Annotated in this window: 22 protein-coding genes and 1 riboswitch; of the genes, 11 read left to right on the top strand and 11 right to left on the bottom strand. The window is 54.8% G+C overall.

The window, feature by feature from the left end; translation table 11 throughout:
* Nucleotides 1-55: 55 nt before the first annotated feature.
* Entirely contained in the window at nt 56-796 is a 741-nt protein-coding gene (gene mlrA / locus O1724_RS15275; protein ID WP_003859273.1) for an HTH-type transcriptional regulator MlrA, read from the bottom strand.
* Nucleotides 797-1,014: 218 nt separating this feature from the next.
* Between mlrA and O1724_RS15270 the strand changes: the two genes are divergently transcribed.
* From O1724_RS15270 to O1724_RS15260, 3 genes are read left to right on the top strand one after another with little or no spacing between them, the layout of a single operon-like run.
* A complete protein-coding gene (locus tag O1724_RS15270; RefSeq protein WP_003859271.1) occupies nt 1,015-2,700 on the top strand; it encodes a sensor histidine kinase in 1,686 nt (561 codons plus the stop codon).
* On the top strand, nt 2,694-3,413 hold the full coding sequence (gene btsR / locus O1724_RS15265; protein WP_022648676.1) for a two-component system response regulator BtsR: 720 nt from the start codon (nt 2,694-2,696) through the stop codon (nt 3,411-3,413). Before O1724_RS15270 ends, btsR begins: the two co-directional genes overlap by 7 nt.
* Before the next feature lie 46 nt (nt 3,414-3,459).
* Nucleotides 3,460-3,930: a YehS family protein gene (locus O1724_RS15260; RefSeq protein ID WP_126297206.1), complete on the top strand. Its 471-nt coding sequence runs from the start codon at nt 3,460-3,462 to the stop codon at nt 3,928-3,930.
* A 109-nt stretch (nt 3,931-4,039) separates the two neighbouring features.
* On the opposite strand, the gene metG is transcribed toward O1724_RS15260, so the two are convergent.
* Nucleotides 4,040-6,073 (bottom strand): methionine--tRNA ligase, encoded by a 2,034-nt coding sequence (gene metG, locus O1724_RS15255; protein WP_045343065.1) that lies wholly within the window; start codon nt 6,071-6,073, stop codon nt 4,040-4,042.
* Nucleotides 6,074-6,210: 137 nt separating this feature from the next.
* Here metG and apbC point away from each other — a divergent pair, with 137 nt between their 5' ends.
* Entirely contained in the window at nt 6,211-7,320 is a 1,110-nt protein-coding gene (gene apbC, locus O1724_RS15250) for an iron-sulfur cluster carrier protein ApbC (RefSeq protein WP_003859263.1), read from the top strand.
* A gap of 89 nt (nt 7,321-7,409) precedes the next feature.
* Here apbC and O1724_RS15245 read toward each other — a convergent pair whose 3' ends face one another.
* Nucleotides 7,410-7,889 (bottom strand): GNAT family N-acetyltransferase, encoded by a 480-nt coding sequence (locus tag O1724_RS15245; protein WP_032609688.1) that lies wholly within the window; start codon nt 7,887-7,889, stop codon nt 7,410-7,412.
* Nucleotides 7,840-8,172, bottom strand: a complete 333-nt coding sequence (locus O1724_RS15240) for an RcnB family protein (RefSeq protein ID WP_003859260.1) — start codon at nt 8,170-8,172, stop codon at nt 7,840-7,842. Before O1724_RS15240 ends, O1724_RS15245 begins: the two co-directional genes overlap by 50 nt.
* 480 nt (nt 8,173-8,652) lie before the next feature.
* Between O1724_RS15240 and O1724_RS15235 the strand changes: the two genes are divergently transcribed.
* From O1724_RS15235 to O1724_RS15225, 3 genes are read left to right on the top strand one after another with little or no spacing between them, the layout of a single operon-like run.
* Nucleotides 8,653-9,792, top strand: coding sequence for a polysaccharide export protein (locus tag O1724_RS15235; RefSeq protein WP_045331179.1), 1,140 nt, complete (start codon nt 8,653-8,655; stop codon nt 9,790-9,792).
* Entirely contained in the window at nt 9,792-10,241 is a 450-nt protein-coding gene (locus tag O1724_RS15230) for an arsenate reductase/protein-tyrosine-phosphatase family protein (protein ID WP_003859256.1), read from the top strand. Before O1724_RS15235 ends, O1724_RS15230 begins: the two co-directional genes overlap by 1 nt.
* The gene (locus tag O1724_RS15225) at nt 10,241-12,439 is read left to right on the top strand and encodes a polysaccharide biosynthesis tyrosine autokinase (protein ID WP_072139462.1); all 2,199 of its coding nucleotides are present in this window, start codon (nt 10,241-10,243) and stop codon (nt 12,437-12,439) included. The genes O1724_RS15230 and O1724_RS15225 overlap by 1 nt, the downstream gene beginning before the upstream one ends.
* A gap of 44 nt (nt 12,440-12,483) precedes the next feature.
* Here the strand turns inward: O1724_RS15225 and O1724_RS15220 are convergent, their stop codons facing one another.
* The 4 genes from O1724_RS15220 to O1724_RS15205 form a co-directional block, all read right to left on the bottom strand.
* Entirely contained in the window at nt 12,484-13,950 is a 1,467-nt protein-coding gene (locus O1724_RS15220; RefSeq protein ID WP_003859252.1) for a pyridoxal phosphate-dependent decarboxylase family protein, read from the bottom strand.
* A gap of 18 nt (nt 13,951-13,968) precedes the next feature.
* Nucleotides 13,969-15,345 carry a diaminobutyrate--2-oxoglutarate transaminase gene (locus tag O1724_RS15215; RefSeq protein WP_015572345.1) on the bottom strand — a complete coding sequence of 459 codons (1,377 nt, stop codon included), beginning with the start codon at nt 15,343-15,345 and terminating at the stop codon, nt 13,969-13,971.
* Between the two features lie 311 nt (nt 15,346-15,656).
* Entirely contained in the window at nt 15,657-16,100 is a 444-nt protein-coding gene (locus tag O1724_RS15210) for a hypothetical protein (protein WP_032609683.1), read from the bottom strand.
* A 185-nt stretch (nt 16,101-16,285) separates the two neighbouring features.
* On the bottom strand, nt 16,286-17,413 hold the full coding sequence (locus tag O1724_RS15205; protein ID WP_126297208.1) for a YadA-like family protein: 1,128 nt from the start codon (nt 17,411-17,413) through the stop codon (nt 16,286-16,288).
* A gap of 614 nt (nt 17,414-18,027) precedes the next feature.
* Nucleotides 18,028-18,124, top strand: a riboswitch (TPP riboswitch).
* Nucleotides 18,125-18,159: 35 nt separating this feature from the next.
* Between O1724_RS15205 and thiM the strand changes: the two genes are divergently transcribed.
* From thiM to O1724_RS15190, 3 genes are read left to right on the top strand one after another with little or no spacing between them, the layout of a single operon-like run.
* Nucleotides 18,160-18,930 carry a hydroxyethylthiazole kinase gene (thiM, locus tag O1724_RS15200; protein WP_032609682.1) on the top strand — a complete coding sequence of 257 codons (771 nt, stop codon included), beginning with the start codon at nt 18,160-18,162 and terminating at the stop codon, nt 18,928-18,930.
* Entirely contained in the window at nt 18,927-19,727 is an 801-nt protein-coding gene (gene thiD, locus O1724_RS15195; protein WP_126297213.1) for a bifunctional hydroxymethylpyrimidine kinase/phosphomethylpyrimidine kinase, read from the top strand. Before thiM ends, thiD begins: the two co-directional genes overlap by 4 nt.
* Before the next feature lie 42 nt (nt 19,728-19,769).
* Nucleotides 19,770-20,516, top strand: coding sequence for a GntR family transcriptional regulator (locus tag O1724_RS15190; RefSeq protein ID WP_126297214.1), 747 nt, complete (start codon nt 19,770-19,772; stop codon nt 20,514-20,516).
* Here O1724_RS15190 and O1724_RS15185 read toward each other — a convergent pair.
* Genes O1724_RS15185 through O1724_RS15175 form a run of 3 tightly spaced genes read right to left on the bottom strand, consistent with a single transcriptional unit; the run spans nt 20,490 to nt 23,718 of the window.
* A complete protein-coding gene (locus tag O1724_RS15185; protein WP_058659494.1) occupies nt 20,490-21,443 on the bottom strand; it encodes a PfkB family carbohydrate kinase in 954 nt (317 codons plus the stop codon). The genes O1724_RS15190 and O1724_RS15185 overlap by 27 nt on opposite strands.
* A complete protein-coding gene (locus tag O1724_RS15180; protein ID WP_023314524.1) occupies nt 21,440-22,444 on the bottom strand; it encodes an ADP-ribosylglycohydrolase family protein in 1,005 nt (334 codons plus the stop codon). The genes O1724_RS15185 and O1724_RS15180 overlap by 4 nt, the downstream gene beginning before the upstream one ends.
* The gene (locus O1724_RS15175) at nt 22,441-23,718 is read right to left on the bottom strand and encodes a nucleoside permease (protein ID WP_003859236.1); all 1,278 of its coding nucleotides are present in this window, start codon (nt 23,716-23,718) and stop codon (nt 22,441-22,443) included. The genes O1724_RS15180 and O1724_RS15175 overlap by 4 nt, the downstream gene beginning before the upstream one ends.
* 248 nt (nt 23,719-23,966) lie before the next feature.
* On the opposite strand from O1724_RS15175, the gene fbaB reads away from it, so the two are divergent.
* Nucleotides 23,967-25,019, top strand: a complete 1,053-nt coding sequence (gene fbaB, locus O1724_RS15170) for a class I fructose-bisphosphate aldolase (protein WP_126297215.1) — start codon at nt 23,967-23,969, stop codon at nt 25,017-25,019.
* Nucleotides 25,020-25,151: the final 132 nt, after the last annotated feature.

Genomic DNA, 25,151 nt, shown 5'->3' with positions numbered 1-25,151 from the left:
GTTAACGGAACAATTATACGGTGAAGCGCAGCTGTTAATGAACCATTAAATGCCGTTACGACGCATTTGGACCCAGTGAGTAAACGGGATAACCATGTTCGCGCCACTCCGTAAGGAGCTGCTGCTGGGAAGCGGAGGGGACTTCGCCGCACCAGACCAGCAGCGTCTGTCCCTCAAACAGTTCCGGCCTGAGCTGGGCCAGGGAGTGGGCAAGCACGTCAACGCGCCAGCCCTGCTGGGTGGCAATCCAGGCTTCGAGCCACAGCCGGGTGGTATCGTGTACGTTCCAGCCGATCACCAGTGCATCTTTGCTGTTTTTATTCCGCGCTGAGGCAAGACAGACGGAAATATAGTTAATCAGCACGCCATCAAGCATGCTGAGCAGCGCCTGTAAGGTGGTTTGCTGACACTGAAGCCGACGCCGTAGGGGAATAAAAAGATGAGTGATCAGGGTTTGCGCCGGGTAGTCTCGACCCTGTTCTTTGATCCAGCCGCGCAGACGCTGCAAATTGCCACTCTGCAACAGCCTCAGCAGGGTTTCCTGCTGCTCGCGCCAGAGATGCTGCGTATCAGGATCGTCCTGGCTTAGAAGCGATTTTACCTTGCCGACCTGTACGCCGTTGTCGATCCAGCTTTTTATCTCGCGGATCCGGTCAATATCCGCATCGTTAAACAGGCGGTGCCCGCCGTCCGTTCTTTGCGGCTTAAGCAATCCATACCGTCGCTGCCACGCCCGTAGCGTAACGGGATTGATATCACACAGGAGTGCCACTTCACCTATTGTGTAAAGCGCCATTTTCGCCCCCAGGCTTGCGCGTCCCCAGCTTAACTGTAGACCCACTTTGCGGAACCAGGAAGATTTGATTCTTTTTTGTACAAATTATACGAAAGAAAGGTTATCTCCGGCAAAAGGTGTGATGACGGACACGATTTATCGCTTTTTTGGCACGTTTCAAAGAAAGTTAACCGCCATCAGTGTATGTTACGCGTTTTTAGAATGTGCGGTTTGTGAGTATGTACGAGTTTAATCTGGTGCTGCTGTTGCTTCAGCAGATGTGCGTGTTCCTTGTCATCGCCTGGTTGATGAGCAAAACGCGCCTGTTTATCCCGCTGATGCAGGTCACCGTCCGTCTGCCGCACAAATTCCTCTGCTACGTCGTATTTTCCATATTCTGCATTATGGGGACCTGGTTTGGTCTCCATATTGAGGATTCCATCGCCAATACGCGTGCCATCGGCGCGGTAATGGGCGGGCTGCTCGGAGGCCCGGTTGTCGGCGGTCTGGTGGGGTTAACCGGCGGCCTGCACCGCTATTCGATGGGCGGTATGACGGCGCTAAGCTGCATGATCTCCACCATTGTCGAAGGGCTGCTCGGTGGTCTCGTCCACAGCTATATGATTAAGCGCGGACGGCCGGATAAAGTGTTCAGTCCCCTTACCGCCGGGGCGATCACCTTCGTGGCGGAAATGGCGCAGATGGCGATCATCCTGCTGATCGCGCGCCCGTTTGACGATGCGTTACATCTGGTCAGCAGTATTGCCGCACCGATGATGGTCACCAATACCGTAGGTGCGGCGCTGTTTATGCGCATTCTGCTCGACAAACGCGCCATGTTCGAAAAATACACCTCGGCATTTTCTGCCACCGCCTTAAAAGTTGCGGCGTCGACGGAAGGGATCCTGCGGCAGGGATTCAACGAGGAGAACAGCATGAAGGTGGCGCAGGTGCTGTATAAAGAACTGGATATCGGGGCCGTGGCGATTACCGATCGCGAAAAGCTGCTGGCGTTTACCGGCACCGGCGACGACCACCATCTGCCGGGCAAACCGATCTCATCGGCCTATACCCTGCGCGCTATTGAAACGGGTGAAGTGGTGTATGCCGACGGAAATGAAGTGCCGTACCGCTGTTCCCTGCATCCGCAGTGCAAACTCGGCTCTACGCTGGTCATTCCCCTGCGGGGCGAAAATCAGCGCGTTATGGGCACCATTAAGCTTTACGAAGCCAAAAACCGCCTGTTCAGCTCCATCAACCGCACGCTGGGGGAGGGGATCGCCCAGCTGCTTTCGGCGCAAATCCTGGCGGGGCAGTATGAACGGCAAAAAGCGCTGCTGACGCAGTCAGAAATTAAGCTCCTGCACGCTCAGGTGAATCCGCATTTCTTGTTTAACGCGCTTAACACGCTGAAAGCGGTGATCCGCCGCGACAGCGATCAGGCCGCGCAGCTGGTGCAATTTCTGTCGACCTTTTTCCGCAAAAATTTGAAGCGTCCCTCGGAGATCGTCACCCTCGCGGACGAGATTGAGCACGTAAACGCCTATCTGCAAATTGAAAAAGCGCGCTTCCAGTCACGTTTACAGGTGTCGTTATCCGTCCCGGATGAGCTGGCGTATCAGCATCTTCCGGCCTTTACCCTGCAACCGATTGTAGAGAACGCCATTAAGCATGGGACCTCGCAGCTGCTGGGTACCGGAGAAATCATGATTTCCGCTTCCCGTTTTAACCACCATCTGGTGCTGGATATCGAAGACAACGCGGGGCTGTATGAAGCTTCCGCGTCAGGCGGTCTGGGCATGAGCCTGGTGGATAAACGCCTGCGCGCGCATTTTGGTGACGACTGCGGTATCACCGTTGCCTGTGAGCCAGACCGCTATACCCGAATTACCTTACGATTGCCGCTGGAGGAGAACGCATGTTAAGAGTGCTGATTGTTGATGATGAGCCGTTAGCACGGGAAAACCTGCGTGTCCTGTTGCAGGAGCAGAGTGATATCGAGGTTGTGGGGGAATGTGCCAATGCCATTGAAGGCATCGGTGCGGTGCATAAACTGCGCCCTGACGTGTTGTTCCTCGATATTCAGATGCCGCGCATCAGCGGGCTGGAGATGGTCGGCATGCTCGACCCGGAGCACCGTCCCTATATCGTCTTTCTGACGGCCTTTGATGAGTACGCGGTAAAGGCGTTTGAAGAGCACGCGTTTGATTATCTGCTGAAACCGATTGAAGAGAAACGGCTTGAAAAGACCCTGACCCGTCTGCGCCAGGAGCGTACCGCGCAGGACGTGACGCTGCTGCCGGAGCATCAGCAGCCCCTGAAGTTTATCCCCTGTACCGGGCACAGCCGGATTTACCTTCTGCAAATGGACGACGTTGCTTTTGTCAGCAGCCGTCTGAGCGGGGTATACGTCACCAGCGCCGAAGGCAACGAAGGCTTTACCGAGCTGACCCTGCGCACGCTGGAGAGCCGCACGCCGCTGATCCGCTGCCATCGTCAGTATCTGGTGAACATGGCGCACCTGAAGGAGATCCGCCTGGAAGATAACGGCCAGGCCGAGCTGGTGTTACGTGCCGGGCAAACCGTTCCCGTCAGTCGTCGCTACCTGAAAAGTTTGAAAGAGGCGATAGGGCTGTAAAACTGATACACTGCGCGCCATTGCATCATCGACATTCGAAGGCTCTATGCTAAGTAACGATATTCTTCGTAGCCTGCGCTACACCCTGAAAGCGAACAATAATGACATGGTGCGCATTCTTGCGCTCTCCGACATGGAATCCACGTCCGCCGGGTTCGACACCTGGATGACTAAAGAAGATGAAGAGGGTTTTGTTCGCTGCCCGGACATCATTCTGTCGGGCTTTCTGAACGGCCTGATCTACGACAAGCGCGGCAAAGATGAATCTGCTCCTGAGCTGGCGCTGGAGCGTCGGGTGAATAACAACACGGTGCTGAAAAAGCTGCGTATTGCTTTCTCCCTGAAAACTGACGACATTCTGGCGATCATGACCAAGCAGAAATTTCGCGTGTCGATGCCGGAAATCACCGCCATGATGCGCGCGCCGGATCATAAGAATTACCGCGAGTGTGGGGATCAATTTCTGCGTTATTTCCTGCGTGGGTTGACGCAGCGGGTGCATAACCAGAAGGGGTGATTTTTAGCCGGACGGCGGCTTCGCCTGACCCGGCCTACAAAACCCGTCGGCCCGTGCAAGCGTAGCGCCGCCAGGCAAAAAAAAGCCGGATTCTCATCCGGCTTTTTTATTACTTCACCTGCTGACCCGGCTTCGCACCTTCGTCAGGGCTTAACAGGAAGATGTCTTTTCCGCCCGGGCCAGCGGCCATCACCATCCCTTCGGAGATGCCGAAGCGCATTTTACGCGGCGCCAGGTTTGCCACCATCACGGTCTGACGACCGATCAGCACCTGCGGTTCAGGGTACGCGGAACGAATGCCGGAGAAGACGTTACGTTTCTCGCCGCCCAGATCCAGCGTCAGACGCAGCAGTTTGTCAGAGCCTTCCACGAACTCCGCGTTTTCGATCAGCGCCACGCGCAGGTCGACTTTAGCGAAATCATCAAAGGTGATGGTCTCCTGAATCGGATCGTCCGCCAGCGGGCCGGTCACCGGTGCGGCAGCCGCTTTCACCTCTTCTTTGGATGCTTCCACCAGGGCTTCAACCTGCTTCATCTCGATGCGGTTGTACAGCGCTTTAAAGGTGTTCACCTTGTGGCCGAGCAGCGGCTGCTGGATGGCATCCCAGGTCAGTTCGGTGTTCAGGAATGCTTCCGCGCGGGCTGCCAGCTGCGGCAGAACCGGCTTCAGCCAGGTCATCAGCACGCGGAACATGTTCAGACCCATGGTGCAGATCGCCTGCAAGTCGGCGTCGCGACCTTCCTGTTTCGCCACCACCCACGGCGCCTGCTCGTCCACATAGCGGTTGGCCACGTCTGCCAGCGCCATGATTTCGCGAATGGCTTTACCGAATTCACGGCTTTCCCAGGCTTCGCCAACCGCAGCGGCGGCGTCGGTGAAGGTTTTATACAGCTCAGGATCGGCCAGTTCGGCAGAAAGCACGCCGTCAAAGCGTTTGGCGATAAAACCTGCGTTACGTGACGCCAGGTTCACCACCTTGTTGACGATGTCCGCGTTCACGCGCTGCACGAAATCTTCCAGGTTCAGGTCGATATCGTCGATGCGGGAAGAGAGCTTCGCGGTGTAGTAGTAGCGCAGGCTGTCCGCGTCGAAGTGGTTCAGCCAGGTGCTGGCCTTAATAAACGTCCCGCGAGATTTAGACATCTTCGCGCCGTTCACCGTTACGTAGCCATGTACGAACAGGTTGGTCGGCTTGCGGAAGTTGCTGCCTTCCAGCATTGCTGGCCAGAACAGGCTGTGGAAGTAAACGATGTCTTTACCGATGAAGTGATACAGCTCGGCATCGGAATCTTTCTTCCAGTATTCGTCGAAGCTTACGGTGTCGCCGCGCTTGTCACACAGATTCTTGAAGGAGCCCATGTAGCCAATCGGCGCATCCAGCCAGACGTAGAAATATTTGCCCGGCGCGTTCGGGATTTCGAAGCCAAAGTATGGCGCATCGCGGGAGATATCCCATTGTTGCAGACCGGATTCGAACCACTCCTGCATTTTGTTCGCGACCTGCTCCTGCAATGCACCGCTGCGGGTCCACGCCTTCAGCATTTCGCTGAACGACGGCAGGTCGAAGAAGAAGTGCTCGGAGTCACGCATCACCGGCGTCGCGCCGGAAACCACGGATTTCGGTTCGATAAGCTCGGTGGGGCTGTAGGTCGCGCCGCACACTTCGCAGTTATCGCCGTACTGGTCCGGGGATTTACATTTCGGACAGGTGCCTTTAACGAAACGGTCCGGCAGGAACATGCCTTTTTCCGGATCGTACAGCTGAGAAATGGTGCGGTTTTTAATGAAACCGTTCTCTTTCAGACGGGTGTAGATCAGCTCCGACAGCTCGCGGTTTTCGTCGCTGTGTGTGGAGTGATAGTTGTCATAGCTGATGTCAAAGCCAGCAAAATCGGTCTGATGCTCCTGACTCATTTCGGCGATCATCTGTTCCGGGGAAATGCCCAGCTGCTGCGCTTTCAGCATGATCGGCGTGCCGTGGGCATCGTCCGCACAGATAAAATTCACCTCGTGGCCGCGCATTCGCTGGTAACGGACCCAGACATCAGCCTGGATATGCTCCAGCATGTGGCCGAGGTGGATTGAGCCGTTGGCGTACGGCAGGGCGCACGTTACCAGAATTTTTTTCGCGACTTGAGTCATAGTAGGCATTACTTCTTTTAACTGTGAAAAGGGTTTTCGATATTACCAAAAGGGGCATTATTAAGTAAGCACAAACCGCGGCCTTTCAGGTAAACTTGTTTGTCTAAGGTCTTATTCACAAGAACAAAGGAGTCGGGATGAGTTCTCAATCCCAGGCCAAATCACCGGAAGCCTTACGAGCAATGGTCGCCGGGACGCTGGCTAATTTTCAGCATCCAACCCTGAAGCACAATCTCACGACGCTGAAAGCGCTTCATCACGTCGCATGGCTGGACGATACGCTGCACATCGAGCTACAGATGCCGTTCGTCTGGACCAGCGCCTTTGATGCCCTGAAAGAGCAAACCAGCTCTGAGCTGCTGCGCATTACCGGCGCAAAAGCAATTGACTGGAAGCTAAGCCACAGCATCGCCACGCTCAAGCGCGTGAAAAATCAGCCGGGCGTTAACGGCGTGAAGAACATCATCGCCGTCAGCTCTGGCAAGGGCGGGGTGGGTAAATCATCTACCGCCGTGAATCTGGCGCTTGCACTGGCGGCAGAAGGGGCGAAGGTCGGCATTCTGGATGCGGATATCTATGGCCCGTCCATTCCAAACATGCTGGGGGCGGAAAACCAGCGTCCAACTTCGCCGGACGGCACCCACATGGCGCCAATCGTGGCGCACGGTCTGGCGACCAACTCCATTGGATATCTGGTTACTGACGATAACGCGATGGTCTGGCGTGGCCCGATGGCCAGCAAGGCGCTGCTGCAAATGTTGCAGGAGACAATGTGGCCAGACCTCGATTATTTGGTGCTGGACATGCCGCCGGGCACCGGTGATATCCAGCTGACGCTGGCGCAGAACATTCCGGTTACCGGCGCCGTCGTAGTCACCACGCCGCAGGATATCGCGCTGATCGACGCCAAAAAAGGCATCGTCATGTTCGAGAAGGTAGAGGTGCCGGTACTGGGTATCGTCGAGAACATGAGCATGCATATTTGCAGCAACTGCGGGCACCATGAGCCCATCTTTGGTACCGGCGGTGCGGAGAAGCTGGCTGCGCAGTATCACACCCAGCTGCTGGGGCAGATGCCGCTGCATATTTCCTTGCGTGAAGACCTGGACAGCGGGAAACCAACGGTGGTCAGCCGCCCGGACAGCGAATTTGCCCAGATGTATCGCCAGCTTGCAGGGCGCGTTGCGGCGCAGCTCTACTGGCAGGGGGAAGTGATCCCGGGTGAAATCGCCTTCCGCGCGGTGTAACGCCTCTGCGCGTTAGTGCCGGGTGACGGCTTTGCCTTACCCGGCCTACCTCGATTTTGTAGGTCAGGTAAGCATAGCGCCACCTGACTTTACCCAAGCCGATAGTGCATCAAATAATACTCCCCGTCCGGAGAATCTCCCGTCGCTTCAATGTGCCAGCCGTGGCGATGGTAAAACGCAATAGCCCGTTCATTCTTCACCAGACACTTCAGCGCGCCTGTACTGGTAAACGTCTTCTGTACCTGTTCCAGTAACAAATGACCCACTCCCAGACGCTGATACTGCGGATCGACAAACAGGTTGTGCAGAAAATTATCGTTCGTCCAGACTGAGGCAAAGCCAAGTCGGTGCCCATCCTGCTCCGCCACCCAAATCTCTTCGTCCAGGGTTGCCGCGTCAAAATCTTCAAGCTGCCACGCAGAACTGTCCAGCCACGGCCAGGCTTCACGCCGGGCGTGGAGGAACAGCGTGCGCAGGAAAGGGCGATCGCTCTCCTGCCACGGACGGATTAGGATCGTATCAGCGGTGATAGAAAATATCTCCGTTATAGGCTTTGTAGATTTTGCCATCGGCATCGCCAATCAGAACATAATTCTCGCCCATGTAGGTCCAGTGTGTGCCGGCATCGGGCGCAGGAAGGTTACGTAGCTGGTACTGTTTGATGGTGTACTCGGGCGTCTGATACTGCGCGGGCGCGGTGTCGCCAATTTTGAACTTCGTAAAATCGGCAATAAACTCTTGTTCTTCGTAGGCCTTGATGCCGGAAGGCGCTGTCGACGCTTGCGGTGCAGCGTGCGCGGCCCCCGCCAGTGACACTAATACACCCAGAAGCAACAATTTACGCTTAGCCATTTTTTCTCCAGTCATATCGTTACTGATACTTTTTGTGTGCAGATCCGCAAACGGATGGCAGACAGTTCATTTTAAGTATCCTCACAGGGTGAGTTTGCAAAAAATGTAACAAAAGCGCACGGTTTTGTGTAGTCGCAACCGTCATTAATTATTTCTTCGATGAATAAATATTGGCTTACGCAGATAACATAATTATGGGTTTATTAATTAATTCTGAAAAAACTTTTTCAAAGCAAATTTACAAAGATCCAGGCATGCATTAAACGAATAGAACATTTAAGATTGCCCGAAACCCTCTTTCCTAATCCGTAAGTCAGACGATGCATGGCTGTAAAAGCCAGGCCGCAGGAATGCTGTGGTTTTTTAAATATTACTGCCATCACTGTTAATTAATTTAGCGGTAAGGGGTTGTTTTAGAATGGAAAGCATCATTTCGGCACTTATTCGATAATCAATACTATAAAAAGATATTTTTACTCAATGAAAAACACAACAGTCTTTTCGATATTGTTTTTAATTATTACGCCATTATCTGGCTGCGTATTTTCACCGGGTCAGCATCTGGATCTTGCTGGAAAACAGGTGATGGCCACAGAAAATGCAAACGATCGTCTGGAGAAGCGGATTGATGTTTATCCTCTTACGCCTTCGTTAATTGAAAAATTGCGACCATCGGCCCTGAAATCTCAGGCAAATCCTAAGCTGGATGAACAGGTCAAAAACTGGGAATACCGTATCGGCGTTGGGGATATTTTGACCGTCACCGTCTGGGATCACCCTGAACTGACAACCCCGGCAGGGCAGTATCGCAGCGCCAGTGACACCGGTAACTGGGTTAATGCCGACGGTACGCTTTTCTATCCTTATGTCGGTAAATTGCAGGTGGCAGGCAAAACGGTCGCACGGGTACGCGAGGAGATCACGGCCCGGCTGAACAATGTCATTGAAAGTCCGCAGGTGGACGTCAGCGTCGCCTCTTTCCGCTCGCAAAAAGCCTATGTGACGGGCGAGGTGGTGAAGTCGGGGCAGCAGGCTATCACCAATATCCCGTTAACGGTAATGGATGCCGTGAACGCCGCAGGGGGGCTCTCTGCCGACGCGGACTGGCGCAATGTCGTGCTGACGCATAATGGGAAGGATATGCGCCTCTCGCTATATGCGCTGATGCAGCATGGCGATCTCACCCAAAATAAGCTGCTCTATCCCGGCGATATTCTGTTTGTCCCCCGTAACGATGCGCTGAAAGTGTTCGTCATGGGCGAGGTCGTTAAACAGAGCACGCTGAAAATGGATCGCAGCGGCATGACCCTGGCCGAAGCGCTGGGCAATGCGGGTGGGCTGAACCAGAATATGGCCGATGCCACCGGAATTTTTGTCATTCGTTCGCTGCCGAAAAGCGAGCGTTCAGAGAAAATTGCCAACATCTACCAGCTCAATGCTCAGGACGCATCAGCCATGGTGTTAGGCACCGAGTTTCAGCTTGAGCCTTATGACATTGTCTATGTCACCACTGCACCACTGTCCCGCTGGAATCGCGTGATATCACAGCTTGTTCCGACCATCAGCGGGGTGCATGACCTTACCGAAACGGTTCGTTACATCAGATCGTGGCCGCAATAATGTTCAAATCAATACTCGTGGTTTGCACCGGAAATATCTGCCGTTCTCCGATTGGGGAGCGGCTTTTACGCCAGCACCTGCCCGACAGACATATCGCCTCGGCGGGGATATACGGGCTTGAGGGGTGCCCGGCGGATGACAGCGCCCAGGACGTCGCCTGGCGGCATGGGATCTCCCTCGACGGTCATGTGGCGCGCCGGCTGACACGCAATCTGATGCAGGGATCCGATCTTATCCTGGTGATGGAGCCGGAACATCTTCGCTTCATTGCGGCCATGGCGCCGGAGAGCAGGGGAAAGTCGCTGCTTTTTGGGCAATGGCTGGAGCCGCAGGATATCCCCGATCCCTACCGTAAAAGCCGGGAAGCGTTTGAATATGTGTTCGGGCTATTGGGTAAAGCCAGCCAGGAATGGGCACGTCGTTTAGGTCAGAAAGGAATGAAGCATTAATGTCGTCTTACACAACAGACAATTATGGTGCAGCGGCACCCCAACAACATGAAGTCGATCTCGTTCGTTTGCTCGTCGAGATGATCGACCACCGCACGATGATTCTGTGCGTAACATTCCTGTTCACTCTATGCGCCGGTCTCTATGCCTGGGTTACACCCCCTGTTTATCAGGCGGATGCCATGGTGCAAATAGAAAGCAAACAGGATAACAGTCTGCTTAAAGGGCTGAGTCAGCTGGGCACCGATGTTTCGCCGGATGTTGCCCCTGAAATTTTACTGCTGAAATCACGCATGATCCTCGGCGAGACCGTCGACAAATTAGGTCTGACGCAGCAGGCAAAGCAGCGCGTTTTGCCTGTGGTGGGGCGTCTCTGGCAGCGTCTGCAAGGGCGCGGGCAGGGTAAGATCACGTTAGGCGAACTCCAGATCCCGCAGGTGGAAGGCAAGGCGCAAGGGCTCACGCTGACCGTACAGGAAGCGGGAAAATATCACCTGACGGGCGAAAACATTGAGGCAGACGGTCGGGTTGGGAAAACGCTGGTCACGCAAGGGATCGTTCTGCTGGTGACGTCGATTGAGGCGACGCCAGGCACGCAATTTTCGCTTAAATCGTTGACGCGGCTGGAGACGATCAACGCCCTGAAGAAGAGCCTCACGGTTGCGGAGTCGGAGAAACAGAGTGGTATCGTGACCTTAACCCTGACGGGTGAAGATCCTGACAACATCGCCCGGGTGCTGAATGCGATTGCTGACAATTATCTTCAGCAAAATATCGCGCGCCAGGAGGCTCAGGATTCTCGTAGTCTGGATTTTTTACAAGAGCAGTTGCCGAAAATCAGAGCGGATCTGGATCAGGCTGAAGCACGGCTGAATGCTTATCGGGCGCAGCGTGACTCGGTGGATCTGTCTTTAGAGGCAAAATCCGTACTGGATCAGGTAGTGAACGTTGAGAACCAGCTAAATGAGCTGACGTTCCGGGAGGCAGAGATCTCCCAGCTCTTTAAAAAGAGTCACCCTACCTATCGTGCATTGCATGAAAAGAGACAGACCCTTGAGCGGGAACGGGATCGCCTGAATAACCGTGTGTCAGCTATGCCCTCCACGCAGCAGGAGATTTTACGCCTGAGCCGCGATGTTGAGTCGGGCCGCACCATTTATTTACAGCTATTGACGCGTCAGCAGGAGCTGAATATTTCCCGCTCCAGCGCTGTCGGGAACGTGAGGATCATTGATGAGGCGGTTACGCACCCGGATCCGATAAAGCCGCGAAAAGCGTTAATCATCATTCTTGGCGCGCTGTTCGGCCTAATGCTCGCAATGGGGACCGTGCTGGTACGCCAGGCGTTCAAACGTGGGATCACGCTTTCCGAGCAGCTGGAAGCGCAGGGGCTGCCGGTTCTGGCTACGTTGCCACGTTCCCAGTGGCTGTGGAGTAAAACGCATTTGCGCAGAAAAAATCCGTTCTCTCGTCGCTGGAAACACAAAACCTCGGATGTGCCTTTCCTGCCCGTCGATCGCCCTGCTGATATGTTTGTTGAAGCGGTACGCGGGCTGCGAACCAGTCTGTATTTCGCCATGATGGAGGCTGAGAACCGCATTGTGATGATTTCTGGCCCCACTCAGGACTGCGGAAAAACGCTGGTGGCGACGAATCTGGCGGCCGTCGCCGGGCAGAGCGGTCAGCGGGTGCTGTTTATTGATGCGGATATGCGCCAGGGCTATGTTCATAATATTTTTGGCCTGGAGAACCGCTACGGATTGTCCTGCCTGCTTGAAGGGAAATGCGACTTTACGGAGGTCATTCAGCATGCTGAAAAAGCGGGAATTGACGTCATCACCTGCGGCCCGGAACCCCTGCGTCCGTTAGAATTGCTGTTAAGCGAACGCTTCCTTGACATCATGTCCTGGGTTAACGAGCAATATGACATTGTCATCATCGATACACCGCCAGTCCTGGCCGTCACCGATGCCTCGCTGGTCGCCAGAGCAGCCGGAACAACGCTAATGGTTGCCCGTTTCGATAAAACCAGCGTGAAAGAGATGGAGAATACCGTTAAACGTCTCCAGCATGTTGGTGTGAAGGTCAGCGGCACAATCCTCAACGATATTGTTAAATCCGCAGCGCTGTTTTACAGCTCGGGGTACAGCCAGTGTGACTACGGTTATGCTTCGAGGAAAAAAGGAGACAGGCGTTAGCGCGGGAAAAACAATCCCTCTCCCGGGTGGGAGAGGGATAAGCATTACTTCGCCATCACTTCCTGCGCGGTACGCTCAACCAGAGACAGCAGGACTTTAACATCCTCCAGCGTCACGGTTGGGTTCAGCAGAGTCAGCTTCAGGCAGGTGATACCGTTATGCTCGGTCACACCGACGTTTGCACGGCCAGACTCCAGCAGCGCATCGCCAATTTTCTGGTTCAGCAGGGCAATACCGGCGTCATCCATTTGCGCCTGCGGACGGAAGCGGAACAGCACGCTTGCCAGCTGGGGTTGCATCACCAGTTCCAGAGCCGACTGCTCTTTCACGTAAGCCGCAACCTGCTGTGCCAGCGTCACGCCGTGATCGATGATTGCCGCGTATTGCTCCTGACCCAGCGCTTCCAGGCTCATCCACAGTTTCAGCGCGTCGAAACGGCGCGTGGTTTGCAGAGATTTGGAGACCAGGTTAGGTACACCTGCTTCTTCATCGAACTCAGAGTTCAGATAGGCCGCCTGATAGCGCATCAGCTCATAGTGACGCGCTTCCTTCAGCAGGAACGCACCGCAGCTGATGGTCTGGAAGAACTGCTTGTGGAAGTCCAGGGTGACGGAATCCACCAGCTCGATACCGTCCAGGTAGTGACGATACTGCTCAGACATCAGCAGCGCGCCGCCCCAGGCCGCATCAACGTGCACCCAGATATTCTGTTTCGCAGCCAGCTCAGCAATAGCACGCAGCGGATCGATAGCACCCGCATCGGTCGTACCGGCCGTGGCCACAATCGCCAGGATCTGCTCGCCGTTCGCGTTGCACTGTTCGATTTTCGCCGCCAGATCGGTGAGATCCATGCGGGAAAATTCGTCCGTTTTCACCTGCACCACGGACTGGTAGCCCAGACCCATCAGCGCCATGTTTTTCTGCACGGAGAAGTGTGCGTTTTCCGAGCACAGCACGCGGATCTTACGCAGATCGCCTGTCAGACCGTCCTGCTGAACCGAGTGGCCCTGACGCGCAAAGAACGCGTCACGCGCCAGCATCAGCCCCATGAGGTTACTCTGGGTACCGCCGCTGGTGAAGACGCCTGCGTCGCCAGCCTGATAACCCACGCGGGTACGCAGCCACTCGATCAGTTTGATCTCGATGATGGTTGCGGACGGGCTTTGATCCCAGGAGTCCATACTCTGGTTGGTGGCGTTAATCAGTACTTCCGCCGCCTGGCTAACCACCAGGCTTGGGCAGTGCAGGTGCGCCACACACTGCGGGTGATGAACGGACAAGCTGTCTTTCAGGAAGAACTCCACGGCGCGTTCAATCGCCGCTTCGTTACCCAGCCCTTTCGGGTTGAAATCCAGCTTAATACGGTCGCGCAGCTCCGCGACCGTTTTGCCCTGGTACATCTCAGGCTGTTTCAGCCACTGCATCACAGCCTGAGTGCTTTGTTCAATCGCCTGCTGGTAAGCTTCAATGCTCTGCGCAGAGGAGAACAAAATTGGGTTTGAATCAGACATCGTAATCAATAACTCCGGTTACGCCGGGCTAACGCCCGCAGCAAGCAGTGCCTGCTCGAATTTATCCAGGAAGACTTTCAGCTCGTCATCGCTGATCAGCAGAGAAGGCAGCAGACGCAGAACGATACCGTTACGGCCGCCACGCTCCAGAATCAAGCCTGCTTCGAAGCACTTCTTCTGAATCAGTGCAGACAGCTCGCCGTCGCCCGGGAAGCAACCCATGTGGTCAGCGGCTTCGTGCGGCTTAACGATCTCAATACCGATCATCATGCCCAGACCGCGAACGTGACCGATAACCGGATAGCGTTTCGCCATCTCTTTCAGCTGGCCTTTCAGCCATTCGCCCTGTGCGGCCACTTTGCCCGCGATATTCTGGTCTTTCAGGATCTTCAGCGTCGTCAGACCGGTTGCCATCGCCAGCTGGTTGCCGCGGAAGGTACCGGTATGGTGGCCTGGCGCCCATGCATCGAACTGCTTTTTGATACCGAGCACGGCCAGCGGCAGACCGCCACCGACTGCTTTAGACATCACGATGATGTCTGGCTCGATACCTGCGTGTTCGAAGGCAAAGAATTTACCGGTACGGGCAAAGCCAGCCTGGACTTCGTCGAGGATCAGCAGGATACCGTGTTCCTGAGTGACTTTACGGATGCGCTGCAACCACTCAACAGGCGCCGGGTTCACGCCGCCTTCACCCTGAACGGCTTCGAGGATCACCGCGGCAGGTTTACGCACGCCGCTTTCAACGTCGTTAATCAGATTTTCGAAGTAGTAGGTCAGCGCCTTCACGCCCGCTTCACCACCGATACCCAGTGGGCAACGGTACTCGTGTGGGTAAGGCATGAACTGGACTTCTGGCATCATACCGTCAACCGCTTCTTTAGGAGACAGGTTGCCGGTGACGGACAGTGCGCCGTGGGTCATACCGTGGTAACCACCAGAGAAACTGATGATACCGCTACGACCGGTCACTTTTTTCGCCAGCTTCAGCGCCGCTTCAACGGCGTCAGCCCCGGACGGGCCAGTGAATTGCAGGCAGTACTCTTTGCCCTGACCAGGCAACAGAGAGAGAAGGTATTCTGAAAACGCGTCTTTCAGCGGCGTGGTCAGATCCAGGGTATGTAACGGCAAGCCGCTGGTAATGACATTTTGGATGCTTTTCAGCACATCAGGATGATTGTGTCCAAGCGCGAGGGTGCCTGCGCCTGCTAAACAGTCAAGGTATTCTTTATTATCTGCATCGGTGATCCACACGCCTTCTGCTTTTGTGATCGCTAAAGGCAGTTTGCGCGGATAACTCCTGACGTTAGATTCAAATTCGGCCTGACGGGCCAGATAGGTTTCGTTGCTTTTGTGGGCATCTACGGTGTCAATACGGACTTTATCCGTCATCATATCACTCCTACAACCGCCGCTTCGTTATGAGCCACGATTGAATAAAAAGTTAAAAAACAGATGGGGCCTGAAAAAAACGCCGCCAATATAGAGCCTTTTGTCACCGGGCTCAATGGTTAATTTGTTTACTGTTTTGTGACACAGGGCACAGGGCAGGGAAGAACGCCGTTTGTATGGGGAAGATTGCACTTTATGCTAAATAAAAACAGCAGCTTACGTATGATTTGTCAGCATTGTAAAATCAGACAAAAGAGTGTGACAAATCGTGCGATTGGCAGGCGAAAAGGAGGCAGAGAGCCTCCTTACGCTGTTTATTTCTGACTAACGCGTAAAACGCCGTGTTCGCGTCCCTTCGTTTTATTCCATGACGCGTCCGTAATACCGTTTTCATCCAGGCTTATCGATATCACAAAACCGTTACCATGGATCTCATAGAAATTCGCATTCAGACGTTTAACGCTGGCTTTTTTGCCGTTCACGGTAGCGCTAAAAAAGCCGTTAGAAAGCGTGGCGTTAACCGTATCCGACGAGAACGAGGCTTCACGCAGGGGATCGTGAACGGATGCCGTTGGTTCGTGTTGTGCCGTGTTTTCCGCTTTGGTTTTGCTGACATCGCAAGAGCCATTGCCAGCGCTAATTTGCGTGCATCCCGAACGTTCTAATTGAGCGCGATAATGGGCGTTTATGGCGTGCGCAGGCGAGACACAACCTGCAAGCACGGTACCACTTATGACTAACATCATTAATTTTTTCATTTTATTGCCTTAAAAACGACACAAATACCAGGAGACATACATCACGCCGATCCAGATCTCGAACGAAATCAGCATTAGGTACAGGGCTACCGAAATAAAAATATATTTAGACATCTTTTTGTATCAACGAAATGCTCATCCGTTAAAATGAGGTTTTATACTTGTCCCGACGATTGTTTTACGCTTTAAAAGCCCATACCAATCCCAACCGAAGCGCCCATATTATTCGCAGTGTCATCTGAGAAGCTCACTTTCGCGATGACATGGGAATTAAAGTTAACGGACGCACCGACAGCAAGCGCGCTCTCACCGTTGTAAGTCGCACCACCAGCAGAGAACATGACGCGCTGATTGGTTTGCACTTGTGGCAAACCCGCCATCGCCATCGCCCCTGAAATACCGGCATTAGCCTGCTTCTTATTCTTGTCCACTTCATCACGTAGAGATTTAAATTGCTGGCTGGTGTTAGTATTCATTGCCTGTAATGACTGCCTGGTGGCTTGCAGATCCTGCGTGGCGGCAGTAACAGCCAGGCTATTTTTAGCGACCTTCGCCTGGGTAGCTGTATCCAGCTGTCGTTGTGTCACGGTGGTTGTCACACCATCTTTACCGTTATGACCGTCTGCACCGTCGCGACCGTTTCTTCCCGCAATGCCTTGTGCGCCAGTATCACCCTTATCACCTTTCATACCTGTCGCGCCAGCATCGCCTTTTTCACCCTTCGCGCCAGTTACACCGGTATCCCCTTTATCGCCCTTTGCGCCAGTCGCGCCGGTATCCCCTTTATCACCCTTTGCGCCAGTCGCACCGGTATCCCCTTTATCACCCTTTGCGCCAGTCGCACCGGTATCCCCTTTATCACCTTTCGCTCCATCTGCACCGTTGATGGGTTTAGGTGCATTTTCGAGAGCAGTAAGGCGGCTATCCTGAATATTATCGACGTGTTGAAGGTTGTTAATGGCTGTGCCGTTAGTCGCCACACCCTGTAAGGCCGTCTCACTTTTCAGACTGGCGGAATCGGCAAGCGCGCCAGCAAGCAACGCTTTCTGATGTGCGTCGTTAGCCATTTTATCCACGACTAACACGCCCAGTTTTGTGGACTGAAGGTCGTCGTTAACCTGCGTTAAGCGGTTATCCGTTGCGCCATCACGGTTAATACTATCAGCGTTGTTTTGTGTAATTTGATCTTGATGGTCATTTACAATATTAGTGATTTGCTGATCGTCCCAAACCGTATTCGCGGCTTCAGCCTGGCTCATTGTACCCGCTAAGACAACGCCCATTACAAAAATAGCAGTAAAGTTTTTATTCATAGATTTCATTTAAAAAGCTCACATCATTAATTATCGAAAATACTGAAGCTGAACAGCTTTATTTTTTGGATTTAAAAAACGGTTGAAGATTATCTAAATCTTATTTAGTAACGCGAGTGAACTATCAATTAAACGCAAACCAATGATGTTGATCTAAGTCATAAATACTATGAATAGTTCCGAGGGCGTAAAAGTCATTTTGCGGTTGTTATTAATGTAAACATTAAAGTGAAAATGACGAGGGAAATGAGAGGGTCAGATTAAGTAATTGACAGAAATAAATTTCTGCAAAATAAATGTTTACATTGATGCCTGAGTTTATTTCATACGAAAGCAGGTGGGCTGTCTTATAAAATCACTCCCGGTGAGTCATTATGGATAAAAATAAAATTTCTCAGCACAGAAAGTGAATATTATATTTAATGAGTTCTTAACAAATATGGCGGGATAATTAACTGAACAATAATGTATACATATTGAGCGTAGTTAATATCTTGTCGTTTATTGTTCGTTACAGGGGGTTAACGGACAGCCAAAACTCCTTGCACCCGGGTTACCCCCCGGTTACACTACATGACTACGAAATGCCATTTTGTAAGTAACTGTTTTATAAGTAATTTGACTCGGGGTGCCCTTCTTTGTGAAGGCTGAGAAATACCCGTATTACCTGATCTGGATAATGCCAGCGTAGGGAAGTCAGATGCCTACCCGGTCATCGCTTCTTCACGCACGGCAGGAGCGAAACCATGCAGCCTGACCTGCTCGACTCACACGTTTTACATCAATTCCGAACCCGTTCCCCGCTCACGCACTGTATGACCAACGATGTCGTGCAGACCTTCACCGCCAATGTGCTGCTCGCGCTGGGCGCTTCCCCGGCAATGGTGATCGAAGCCGAGGAAGCGGAACAGTTTGCCGCGCTTGCCGATGCTCTGCTCATCAACGTGGGTACACTCACCGCACCGCGCGCCCAGTCGATGCGTCGGGCTATTGAGAGCGCTGTAGCCGCGGGCACACCCTGGGTTCTGGATCCGGTTGCGGTTGGCGCGCTGGCGTTCCGCACCCGTTTTTGCCAGCAAATATTATCCCTTAAACCTGCGGCCATTCGTGGAAACGCCTCCGAAATCCTCGCCCTTGCCGGAATGAGTGCGGGCGGGCGCGGGGTTGATTCCACCGATACGGCAGCGAGCGCGTTGACCGCTGCGCAGACGCTCGCCCGTCAGACCCATGCCGTTGTGGTCGTCACAGGAGAAGTGGATCACATCACTGATGGTCAGCGAACCCGTACGGTCGCGGGCGGCGACCTGCTGATGACCCGCGTGGTAGGAACTGGCTGTGCGCTCTCGGCGGTCGTCGCCGCCTGCTGCTCGCTGCCTGGCGACAGGCTTGATAACGCGACGGCTGCCTGCGGCTTTATGAAGCGCGCAGGGTCAGTTGCCCTGACTCAAAGCCGGGGGCCCGGCAGCTTTTCCTCCGCGTTTCTGGACGCGCTTTACGCGCTGGAGGAACAGGTATGACACGCATAAATGCCCTGACTATTGCGGGAACCGATCCCAGCGGCGGAGCGGGGATCCAGGCAGACCTGAAAACCTTCTCTGCGCTCGGCGCTTACGGATGTTCGGTTATCACCGCGCTGGTGGCGCAAAACACGCGCGGTGTACAGTCGGTGTATCGCATTGAGCCGGATTTTGTCGCCGCACAGCTGGATTCGGTATTCAGCGATGTACGTATCGACACCACCAAAATTGGCATGCTCGCAGAGGCGGACATTGTTGAAGCGGTCGCGGAACGTCTCAAACGTTATCAGATAAAAAACGTGGTGCTCGATACCGTGATGCTGGCCAAATGCGGCGATCCGCTGCTCTCCGCCTCGGCCGTCGACACCCTGCGTAAAAAGCTGCTGCCGCAGGTGGCGCTGATCACGCCAAACCTGCCTGAGGCCGCCGCGCTGCTGGATGCGCCACACGCGCAAAACGAACGTGAAATGAAAGAGCAGGGCAATGCGCTGCTGGCGATGGGGTGTCGCGCGGTGCTGATGAAAGGCGGTCATCTCGATGATGCAGAAAGCCCGGACTGGCTCTTCACCCACGATGGCGCGCAACGTTTCACCGCCCCGCGCGTACAGACCAAAAACACCCACGGCACGGGCTGTACGCTCTCGGCGGCGCTGGCGGCGCTGCGTCCCCGAAACGCGAACTGGGCGGATACGGTACAGGAGGCGAAGATCTGGCTCTCGGACGCGCTGGCAAAAGCCGATTCTCTGGAAGTGGGTCACGGTATTGGGCCGGTTCACCATTTTCATGCATGGTGGTAAGCCGTATACTGGCATAAAACCTTATGCCAGAGAAAAACAGAGATGGAACAAGCGCATACCCGGTTAATTGCTCAACTCAAGGAACGAATTGCCGCACCGGACAACACGCCGCTGTATCTGAAATTTGCCGAAACGGTTAAAAACGCGGTACGCAGCGGCGTGCTCGCGCACGGTAATATTTTGCCTGGCGAGCGCGATCTGAGCCAGCTTGCCGGTGTGTCGCGCATTACGGTGCGTAAAGCGATGCAGGCGCTGGAAGAGGCTGGCGTCGTCACCCGCGCGCGTGGATACGGGACGCAAATCAACAATATCTTTGAATATTCGCTAAAAGAGGCGCGCGGGTTTTCTCAGCAGGTGGTGCTGCGGGGCAAAACGCCCAACACGCTGTGGGTCAATAAACGCGTCGTGAAATGTCCGGAGGAGATCGCCCGCCACCTTTCCCTTGCGCCAGACAGTGATGTATTTCTGCTTAAGCGCATCCGCTATGTGGATGACGATGCAGTATCGATAGAGGAGTCCTGGGTACCAGTAGGATTAATTCCCAACCCGGACGACATTGGCGTCTCGCTTTATGATTACTTCCGCAGCCAGAATATCTTGCCGCAGCGCACCCGGTCCCGCGTCAGCGCCCGGATGCCGGACAGCGAGTTTCAGGCGCATATCAAGATGGACGATAAGATACCGGTGCTGGTGATCAAGCAAGTCGCGCTCGATCAACAGCACCGGCCAATTGAGTACAGCATCAGCTACTGCCGCAGCGACCTATACGTCTTTGTGTGCGAGGAGTAGGGCCTCGCGCGTGGGGGCGCAGTCGCCACCGCGATGGCTGACTACCCAGGCGGCTACGGCATTGCCAAGCTGCACCGCCTCTGGCAGTGACCATCCCGCGGCCAGACCGGCAAGGGTACCTCCCGCATGGCTGTCACCCGCGCCGATGGTATCGACCACGGTAGCAGGAAACGCCGGAACGTGTCCGGAAGCGTCACCGTCATACCAGACCGCCCCGTCTTTATCATGGCGTATGATCAGCGCAGCGCCAAACCTCTGCTGCCACCGTGTGCCGAGCTCTTCCACGCTTACGCCAAGCCATTCTGCGGCAAGTTCCGCCTCCTGACGATTAAGCGAGACAATCGGTTTGCAGGCCATAATCCTTGCCATCAGCGGGTCGGGAATATCCGCGATGCGCGGACCGAAATCGATAAAGAGCGTCGCATCCTGAAGACTTTCCAGCCAGGCCGTCAGCAGCTCACCGCTGGGGGACGCCAGCTGGTAGCCGGACAAAGAGATCAGGCTCCCTGCCGGCACGCTTAACCCGTCCAGCCAGCGCTGCTGCCACTGATTCTCCACGCCGCTGAACGACATAAAGGTCCGTTCACCGTCAGGCTCCACCAGCGCCAGGCACCAGCCGTTATCGCCCGTTTCCGCTTCCACGGCGCTGTGCAGATCCTGCTTCGCCATGGCGTTACGGATAATATCGGCCCACACGCCGTGGCCGACAGGAAGCGCGTTTTGCGCAGCAATGCCGAGCCGCTTCAGGGCGATGGCGATATTCAGCGCGCAGCCGCCAATATTCACTCCCTGTTGCTTCAGTTCGATATCACACCCGCGCCAGGGCAGAGCGTAGGCGTCGGCAATCACGTCGATGACCGCCGCGCCGAGCACCGTTACGGGACGCGTGGCGTGAAGGGTTTCGAGACGGCGGGCAAAAGCACTCATACGCCCTCCCTGTGCTCCCGGAAGTGCAGCAGTTTTTCACAGTAGTGGCCGAAATCGAGCCGGTTTACGGCATCAAGTTCGTTTTTGAGTGCCGGATCAATGGCCTGTACACCGTGCAGCGCACCGCAGATGGCCGTTGCCATCGCGCCGATAGTGTCAGTATCACCGCCCAGGTTGGCGCATAACACCGCGCAGCGGTTCGGATCGGTGCCCGCGAGTTCGACCATCGCAATCGCCGCCGGAACGGACTCAAGGGTGCTCGTGCCCGCGCCAATAAGCTGATAGATCTGCTCGCTGGCGGACTCGGTACCGTTGGCTTCGCGCACGGTTTTCAGGGCCAGCTCAATACGAGCGGAAAGCGATGCGCTGAAGGTGGTCGTGTTCGCCTCCTGTGCCGCACGGGCAATACCCGGCAGGGCATCGGCGATGTTCTGCCAGCGCTCGCCGTCGATAGCGCGTGAAACCGCCCAGGCGATCACCACCGCACCGGCGATAGCGAGATCCGATTTATGGGTCGGGCTGGAGGCTAACGCAACCTGTTCCACAAAGTGCGCCAGACGCGTGGCCGGCAGCAGGCATCCCAGCGGGGAGGCGCGCATCGCCGCACCGTTGGTGACGCCGTTGTTCTCCAGCTGGCTCACCGGCTTGCCGTCACGGATGGCGTTCAGGGCAATTTTGGAGGTCGGGCCGAGCACATTCTTATTGAACGCGTCAAAATCCAGCGCCCAGTCCAGAATATGCTTACCGATAACGTCAGGGTTAATTTCCCCCTCGCATTCGATAATCGCATCGGCCAGGCACAGCGCCATCGACGTATCATCCGTAAATTCGGCCTGCTTAAAGTAACAGGCGGCATTATTCTCAGCCGGGCCGGGTAAGAAACGGTCGATCCAGCCGAAGTGCGCTTTCACCCGCTTGCGCGGCCACAGCTCCGACGGCATTCCCATCGCATCCCCTAACGCCTGCCCGTAAAGAGCACCGAGAATACGGTCTTGTTTCATTTAACTTCCCCTCGTGTCAGCGCGGTATCGCCATCAACCACCTCAATTGCGGTGATCTCTTTATCCGATTCGCGGAAAAACAGCATAAACAGCACGGCAATCACCACAATCATGATTGCACCAAACGTCCACATTCCGGCCCAGTTGAAGGTCAGCCCATTCACCGGCTCTTTATATGCGAACATTTTTTCCATCATCACGCCGCCGAGACGGTAACCCAGCAGGCTACCAAAGCCCTGACAGCACAGCGTGATCAAGCCCTGCGCCGCGTTGCGCATATGCACGGGCGCTTTTTTATCCACGTAGATGTACGCGGTGACGTAATAGAAGTCATAGCTTACGCCGTGCAGCAGAATGCCGAGGAACAGCAGGGCGTAGGTGAAGTATTGCTCGGCGCCACCGTAAACAAAGAAACCGTAGCGAATGGCGGCGGTGATCAGGCCCAGCAGCAAGACCTTCTTAATACCAAAGCGTTTGGTAAAGAACGGCAGAGCGAGCATGAAGAAGATTTCAGAGAACTGGCCGAGGGTCATCCAGCCGGTGGCGTTTTTCATTCCCACTTCGGTGAGATAGCCGTTGGCAAAGATGTAGTAGAAGGCCAGCGGCATGGCGAACAGGAACGAGCAGAAGAAGAACACCAGAAAGTTTTTATCGCGCAGCAGGATCAGCGCATCCAGCCCCAGCATCACTTTGAAATCCAGCTTGCCGGTACTCTTTGGTGGCGTGTTCGGCAGGAACAGCGCGAAGACGCCGAGCAGAAGGGAGCTGGCAGCGGTCATCAGCAGCGGAATATTGGTGTCAGAGATGTCGCTATAGCCCATCATCTGCGGCAGGAAGCCGCACGCCAGGCCGGAGGCAATCCAGCCGATGGTGCCCATCACGCGGATGCGCGGGAAATCAGCCTCTACGTCATCGACGTTCGCGAAGGCGATGCTGTTGGTCAGCGCGATGGTCGGCATATAGGTCAGGGAGTAGGCCAGCAGCAGCGGGAAGAAGGTGCTGAACTGGGTTTGCTGTGCTGCGAAATACATCAGAATCGCGCCAGCGAACATCAGCACAGCCAGCACTTTCTGGGCGGCGAAGAAACGGTCCGTCAGCGAGCCGACCAGGATAGGAGAGAGGATCGCGGCAATCGCGGTACAGGCATACGACCAGCCAATTTCCCCGGCGGTAAACCCGCTCTTACTCAGCCACAGCCACAGCGGCACAAACCATGCGCCCCAGATAAACCATTCAACGAACATCATGAATGACAGTTGGACTTTCGTTTTCATTTTTTAATCCTGCATGTCAGAGGTACGCATGTAACATACCATGTGATAATACCTTTTAAATACCTTTAAGGCGATTGTTTGATCAGTGTAACAAAAATGTTGTACACGAAACGAGCCAGCAGATTGTGCTTAAAAAAGTTGCAAATGGTGGAAAATAGGTTAAGTCGGTACCAGGCTTACTCTGCCTGCAAAAACGTGGGCTTGGATCACACGCTCCGACATCATGTCGGACTTACGGGAGCATCACTATGACTGATATTGCGCAGCTGCTTGGCAAAGACGCCGACAGCCTTTTACAGCATCGTTGTATGACCATTCCAGCCGACCAGCTTTATCTGCCTGGCCATGATTACGTAGACCGGGTCATGGTTGACAACAACCGTCCGCCTGCCGTACTGCGAAACATGCAGACGCTTTACAATACCGGTCGTCTGGGCGGGACCGGGTATCTCTCCATTCTGCCCGTTGACCAGGGCGTAGAGCACTCGGCGGGAGCGTCGTTTGCTGCTAACCCGCTCTACTTTGACCCGAAAAACATTGTCGAGCTGGCGATTGAAGCGGGCTGTAACTGTGTGGCATCGACGTATGGCGTGCTGGCCTCCGTTTCCCGCCGCTATGCTCACCGCATTCCGTTCCTCGTGAAGCTGAACCACAATGAAACCCTGAGCTACCCCACCGAATATGACCAGACGCTCTATGCCAGCGTCGAGCAGGCGTTCAATATGGGGGCGGTTGCCGTTGGGGCGACCATCTATTTCGGCTCAGAACAGTCTCGTCGTCAAATTGAAGAGATCTCTGCGGCGTTTGAGCGCGCGCACGAGCTGGGTATGGTGACCGTGCTGTGGGCGTACCTGCGCAACTCGGCGTTCAAAAAAGACGGCGTGGATTATCACGTGTCGGCCGATCTGACCGGTCAGGCAAACCACCTGGCGGCAACCATCGGCGCGGACATCGTGAAGCAGAAAATGGCCGAGAATAACGGCGGCTATAAAGCGGTGAACTTTGGCTATACCGACGACCGCGTGTACAGCAAGCTGACCAGCGACAACCCGATCGATCTGGTGCGCTACCAGCTGGCGAACTGCTACATGGGCCGCGCCGGGCTGATTAACTCCGGCGGTGCGGCAGGCGGTGAAACCGACCTGACCGACGCGGTGCGCACGGCGGTCATTAACAAACGTGCGGGCGGTATGGGGCTGATCCTGGGCCGTAAGGCGTTTAAAAAATCCATGGCCGACGGCGTGAAGCTGATTAATGCGGTTCAGGATGTCTATCTGGACAGTAAAGTCACGATTGCCTGACGCCACCGTATCCCTCTCCCCCGTGGGCTGAGGGTTCCTCACAAAATAATGCCTGCACAAACGGCCCCCTCTCCCTTGAGGGAGAGGGTGGCTCAGTCGCCACCACCCTGGCGACCCGGGCTCCCGGCGGTA

Source organism: Enterobacter cloacae complex sp. HYC074_NIDB (genome assembly GCF_056673345.1).
This window is presented reverse-complemented; position numbering and strand designations above follow the sequence as displayed.

Bases quoted from the DNA above. Each gene is read 5' to 3' on its own strand.
- O1724_RS15230 (WP_003859256.1), top strand. From the start codon at position 9,792: ATGTTCAAATCAATACTCGTGGTTTGCACCGGAAATATCTGCCGTTCT.
- mlrA (WP_003859273.1), bottom strand. From the start codon at position 796: ATGGCGCTTTACACAATAGGTGAAGTGGCACTCCTGTGTGATATCAAT.
- metG (WP_045343065.1), bottom strand. From the start codon at position 6,073: ATGACTCAAGTCGCGAAAAAAATTCTGGTAACGTGCGCCCTGCCGTAC.
- O1724_RS15220 (WP_003859252.1), bottom strand. From the start codon at position 13,950: ATGTCTGATTCAAACCCAATTTTGTTCTCCTCTGCGCAGAGCATTGAA.
- O1724_RS15215 (WP_015572345.1), bottom strand. From the start codon at position 15,345: ATGATGACGGATAAAGTCCGTATTGACACCGTAGATGCCCACAAAAGC.
- O1724_RS15180 (WP_023314524.1), bottom strand. From the start codon at position 22,444: ATGAAACAAGACCGTATTCTCGGTGCTCTTTACGGGCAGGCGTTAGGG.
- O1724_RS15270 (WP_003859271.1), top strand. From the start codon at position 1,015: ATGTACGAGTTTAATCTGGTGCTGCTGTTGCTTCAGCAGATGTGCGTG.
- O1724_RS15185 (WP_058659494.1), bottom strand. From the start codon at position 21,443: ATGAGTGCTTTTGCCCGCCGTCTCGAAACCCTTCACGCCACGCGTCCC.
- O1724_RS15210 (WP_032609683.1), bottom strand. From the start codon at position 16,100: ATGAAAAAATTAATGATGTTAGTCATAAGTGGTACCGTGCTTGCAGGT.
- O1724_RS15245 (WP_032609688.1), bottom strand. From the start codon at position 7,889: ATGGCAAAATCTACAAAGCCTATAACGGAGATATTTTCTATCACCGCT.
- O1724_RS15235 (WP_045331179.1), top strand. From the start codon at position 8,653: ATGAAAAACACAACAGTCTTTTCGATATTGTTTTTAATTATTACGCCA.
- O1724_RS15225 (WP_072139462.1), top strand. From the start codon at position 10,241: ATGTCGTCTTACACAACAGACAATTATGGTGCAGCGGCACCCCAACAA.
- O1724_RS15190 (WP_126297214.1), top strand. From the start codon at position 19,770: ATGGAACAAGCGCATACCCGGTTAATTGCTCAACTCAAGGAACGAATT.
- apbC (WP_003859263.1), top strand. From the start codon at position 6,211: ATGAGTTCTCAATCCCAGGCCAAATCACCGGAAGCCTTACGAGCAATG.
- thiM (WP_032609682.1), top strand. From the start codon at position 18,160: ATGCAGCCTGACCTGCTCGACTCACACGTTTTACATCAATTCCGAACC.
- btsR (WP_022648676.1), top strand. From the start codon at position 2,694: ATGTTAAGAGTGCTGATTGTTGATGATGAGCCGTTAGCACGGGAAAAC.
- thiD (WP_126297213.1), top strand. From the start codon at position 18,927: ATGACACGCATAAATGCCCTGACTATTGCGGGAACCGATCCCAGCGGC.
- O1724_RS15175 (WP_003859236.1), bottom strand. From the start codon at position 23,718: ATGAAAACGAAAGTCCAACTGTCATTCATGATGTTCGTTGAATGGTTT.
- O1724_RS15240 (WP_003859260.1), bottom strand. From the start codon at position 8,172: ATGGCTAAGCGTAAATTGTTGCTTCTGGGTGTATTAGTGTCACTGGCG.
- O1724_RS15205 (WP_126297208.1), bottom strand. From the start codon at position 17,413: ATGAATAAAAACTTTACTGCTATTTTTGTAATGGGCGTTGTCTTAGCG.
- fbaB (WP_126297215.1), top strand. From the start codon at position 23,967: ATGACTGATATTGCGCAGCTGCTTGGCAAAGACGCCGACAGCCTTTTA.
- O1724_RS15260 (WP_126297206.1), top strand. From the start codon at position 3,460: ATGCTAAGTAACGATATTCTTCGTAGCCTGCGCTACACCCTGAAAGCG.